At 70.2% G+C, this 3532-nt stretch carries 4 protein-coding genes; 3 read left to right on the top strand and 1 reads right to left on the bottom strand.

All coding sequences use genetic code 11. From position 1 onward, the window contains the following. A partial coding sequence (locus tag ACZ67Q_RS39300) for an adenosylhomocysteinase (protein ID WP_471175935.1) occupies nucleotides 1–183 on the top strand: 183 nt, incomplete at its 5' end. Nucleotides 184–340: 157 nt separating this feature from the next. Continuing rightward, the gene (locus ACZ67Q_RS39295; protein ID WP_471192417.1) at nucleotides 341–955 is read left to right on the top strand and encodes a hypothetical protein; all 615 of its coding nucleotides are present in this window, start codon (nucleotides 341–343) and stop codon (nucleotides 953–955) included. A gap of 56 nt (nucleotides 956–1011) precedes the next feature. Here the strand turns inward: ACZ67Q_RS39295 and ACZ67Q_RS39290 are convergent, their stop codons facing one another. Beyond that, nucleotides 1012–1989: an RDD family protein gene (locus tag ACZ67Q_RS39290; RefSeq protein ID WP_471192414.1), complete on the bottom strand. Its 978-nt coding sequence runs from the start codon at nucleotides 1987–1989 to the stop codon at nucleotides 1012–1014. A 130-nt stretch (nucleotides 1990–2119) separates the two neighbouring features. On the opposite strand from ACZ67Q_RS39290, the gene ACZ67Q_RS39285 reads away from it, so the two are divergent. Then, the gene (locus tag ACZ67Q_RS39285) at nucleotides 2120–3127 is read left to right on the top strand and encodes a stage II sporulation protein M (protein ID WP_471192411.1); all 1008 of its coding nucleotides are present in this window, start codon (nucleotides 2120–2122) and stop codon (nucleotides 3125–3127) included. Nucleotides 3128–3532 lie beyond the last annotated feature (405 nt).

Raw genomic sequence — 3532 nt, 5'->3', positions numbered from 1 at the left:
TTCACCAAGCAGTCCGAGTACCCGACCGGCGTCTACGTGCTGCCCAAGCACCTCGACGAGAAGGTCGCCCGCCTCCACCTCGACGCCCTCGGCGTGAAGCTCACCACGCTGCGCCCGGAACAGGCCGCGTACATCGGCGTCGACGTCGACGGCCCCTACAAGGCGGACCACTACCGCTACTGATCACGCGTCAGCAGCGCTGACCGAGGTCCGAGGCAGGCCCCCGCACCCCCGTGCCGGGGGCCTGCCCCATGTTCCGGACCAGCCCGTCACGACTGGCCGGAAACCGGTTACGACTCGCCGGACCCGCCGGAACGCCCCGTCACGATCCAGGACCCCCATGCCCCGCGGCCGCTATTCGCTCCACGATCCGCACGATCACACCCCCCTTGCGGAAGAACACTTCCAGTGCGCCCCCGGCCCCTCCGGCTGGCGCTATGTCTCACGGCTGACCACCCAGGCCGGCGATCACCGTGGCTCCGTCGACCTCGCCCTCGACGAGCTGGGCCGCCCCATCCGCCTGGAACTCCACGCGGGCGACTGGCAGGTGCGCGGTGCCGCCCTCGACGGCGTCACCTGGGTCCGGACCGACCCCACCGGCTCCCATGCCTCCGAAGGCAATGTGCGCGCCCACGCCTTCACCGGCACCTCACCCGCCTTCCTCGTCGCCACCACGCGGCTCCTGCGCCTCACCCCCTCCGGTCCCGCCACCCGCGTACGCCTCGTCGCCTTCACGGACCCGGTCCTCGCCCCCCGCACCGTGGACCAGTCCTGGACCTTGCTGAAAAGAGAAGCACACGCCACTGACAACGGCCCCCTGATCGTGGACGAATACCAGGTCACAGCCCTGGACACGGGCGAGCAGCACACCGTGCACATCGCCGGCGACGTGGTCCTCGCAGCCCCCGGAATCGAGTTGGAGGACCTCGAGTCACCGCCGTCCGTCTTTCCCTGAGAGGTCGGGTTTCCCGGGCTTCCGGGCACGCCCCGGGGGCGGGGCAAGCGGGCGGATCAGGCGGGCGGGGCGAAGCCCGTGCGCGAACGGCCGTCCGCCGGCTCGGCGGGGGAGACGGATGGAGCGGACGGGGCAGGCGCGGCGGTCGGAGTGGACGCGGCAGGGGAGGACGGCATCCCGCCCGGGTCGGCGAACGGCGCCGGGGCCGAGGGGAAGGGAGCAGGCGTGAACGGGCCGGCAGCGGTCGCACCCGGCCCACCGTCCCGCGGCGTCGCCGTGTGCGCTGCGCCGGCGAAGGCCCGCCGGGTCTCCCTGGCCTGCCGCTCCTGCAGGACCGCGGCAAGGAACGCGGCCGGCGGGACCCCGGGCGGCACCGGAGCACCCGTACGCGCCGCGAGATCGGTGGCGAGACGCTGCGCCATGTCCGAGCCGACCTGCGGGTCCAGCTGCTGCATCCGCGTCAGGTACTGGCGGATCGCGAGCCACAGCCCGTCCGGCACCGCCGACAAATCCAGCTGCGCGAACCGCCCCGCAAGCCAGGGCGGCGGAGGCGGCAGGAAACCTGACCGCGCCTGCGGCACCCGCTCCCGCACGACCAGCGTCCCCGCGAACACGTCACCCAGCCGCCGCCCACGCTCCGACACGAGCGAGGCGATACAGGCCACCACCCCGAACGTCAGCAGGATCTCCACCACGCCGACCGCGCCCCGCACCAGCGCGTGCCGGAACCGGATCGGCCCACCGTCGTCCCGCACCACCCGCAGCCCGGCCGCCAGCTTCCCCAGAGACCGCCCATGACTGAGCGTCTCCACGGCGATCGGCGCGCCCACCAGCACCAGCACGAACGTCGCGATCGACACCGCCGTCTGCGCCGCCTCGTCCAACGACGCCGTCGCCACCAGCAGGACCAAGGTCACGATCGTGTACGCAGCCATGGCCACGACCAGATCGATCAGCACGGCGAGCGCCCTGCTGGGCAGTTTCGCGGGGCGTAGCTCCAGCGCCACCGCCTCGCCCGTCACCAGCTCACTCACGCCCGACGCCCCTTCCCCTGACCTGCCCTGAGAACCGCCAGTCTGCCAAGCTGAGGGCGCATCGCGCCGCAGTACGACAAGCTGACCCCAGGCCGAGCCGCCGACGAACCGCGCAGGAGCAGGCACACCGATGGACCTCGATGTCTTCGTCTCCGCCCACCGAGCCGAGTGGGAACGCCTCGACATCCTGCTGGGGCGGCGTGGCCGTCTCACCGGAGCCGAGGTCGACGAGCTCGTTGCCCTCTACCAACGCACCGCCACCCATCTTTCCCTGATCCAGTCCAGTGCGCCCGATCCACAGCTGACCGGCCGTCTCAGTCAGCTCGTCGCACGCGCGCGTAGTGCCGTGACGGGCACCCGTCGTGCCTCCTGGCGGGACGTGACCCGCTTCCTGACCCGCGGGTTCCCCGCAGCCGTCTACCGTTCCCGCCACTGGTGGGTACCCGCGGCGCTGCTGTCCATCGTGGTCGCCGCCCTGCTCGGCTGGTGGATCGGCACCCACCCCGACGTCCAGTCCGCAATCGCCGCGCCCGGGGAGCTGCGCCGGCTCACCCGCCCGGGCGGCGAGTACGAGACGTACTACTCGAGCCACCCGGCCGCCTCCTTCGCCGCACAGGTGTGGACGAACAACGCACAGGCCGCCGCCGTCTGCCTCGTCATGGGGGTCTTCCTGGGCCTGCCGGTCCTCTGGATCCTCTTCCAGAACATGCTCAACCTGGGTGTCGGCATCGGCCTGATGTCCTCCGTCGGCCGCCTGGACACCTTTCTCGGCCTGGTCCTCCCACACGGCCTGCTGGAGCTGACGGCGGTCTTCGTCGCCGCAGGCACCGGCCTGCGTCTGGGCTGGACGGTCGTCGACCCCGGCCCTCGCACCCGGCGTGTTGCCCTGGCCGAGGAAGGCCGGGCCGCCATCGGCATGGCCATCGGCCTCGCCCTCGTCCTGTTCGTCTCCGGTGCGATCGAAGGCTTCGTCACCCCGTCGGGCCTTCCCACCTGGGCGCGCATCGCCATCGGCATAGCCGCCGAGGGAGCCTTCCTGACCTACGTCTTCGTGCTCGGCGGGAGGGCTGTACGGGAGGGCGAGAGCGGTGACGTGGAGGCGGCGGAGCGCAGCGCCACGCTGCCGACGGCCGCCTGATGTGCATCCACCCCTCCCGAGCTGTTAATCTCTCCTTCGCCCCGGAAACCCCGTTGACACGGAGTGGACGGGGAGGTAGATTCGAACAGTTGCCTGGAACTGGACAGCGTCCGGTCGGCTACAGCGAGTATCTACAGGCTCGGCGGAACATCGATTCCAAGTGAGCCACTCCCGATGAATCGGAAATGGACGGCTGATCGAACAGCCTGAAACATCTGATAAAGTCGGAACCGCCGGAAAGGGAAACGCGAGAGCGGAAACCTGGAAAGCACCGAGGAAATCGGATCGAGAAAAGATCTGATAGAGTCGAAAACGCAAGACCGAAGGGAAGCCCGGAGGAAAGCCCGAGAGGGTGAGTACAAAGGAAGCGACCGTTCCTTGAGAACTCAACAGCGTGCCAAAAGT

The organism is Streptomyces sp. NPDC036813, assembly GCF_055609245.1.
This window is presented reverse-complemented; position numbering and strand designations above follow the sequence as displayed.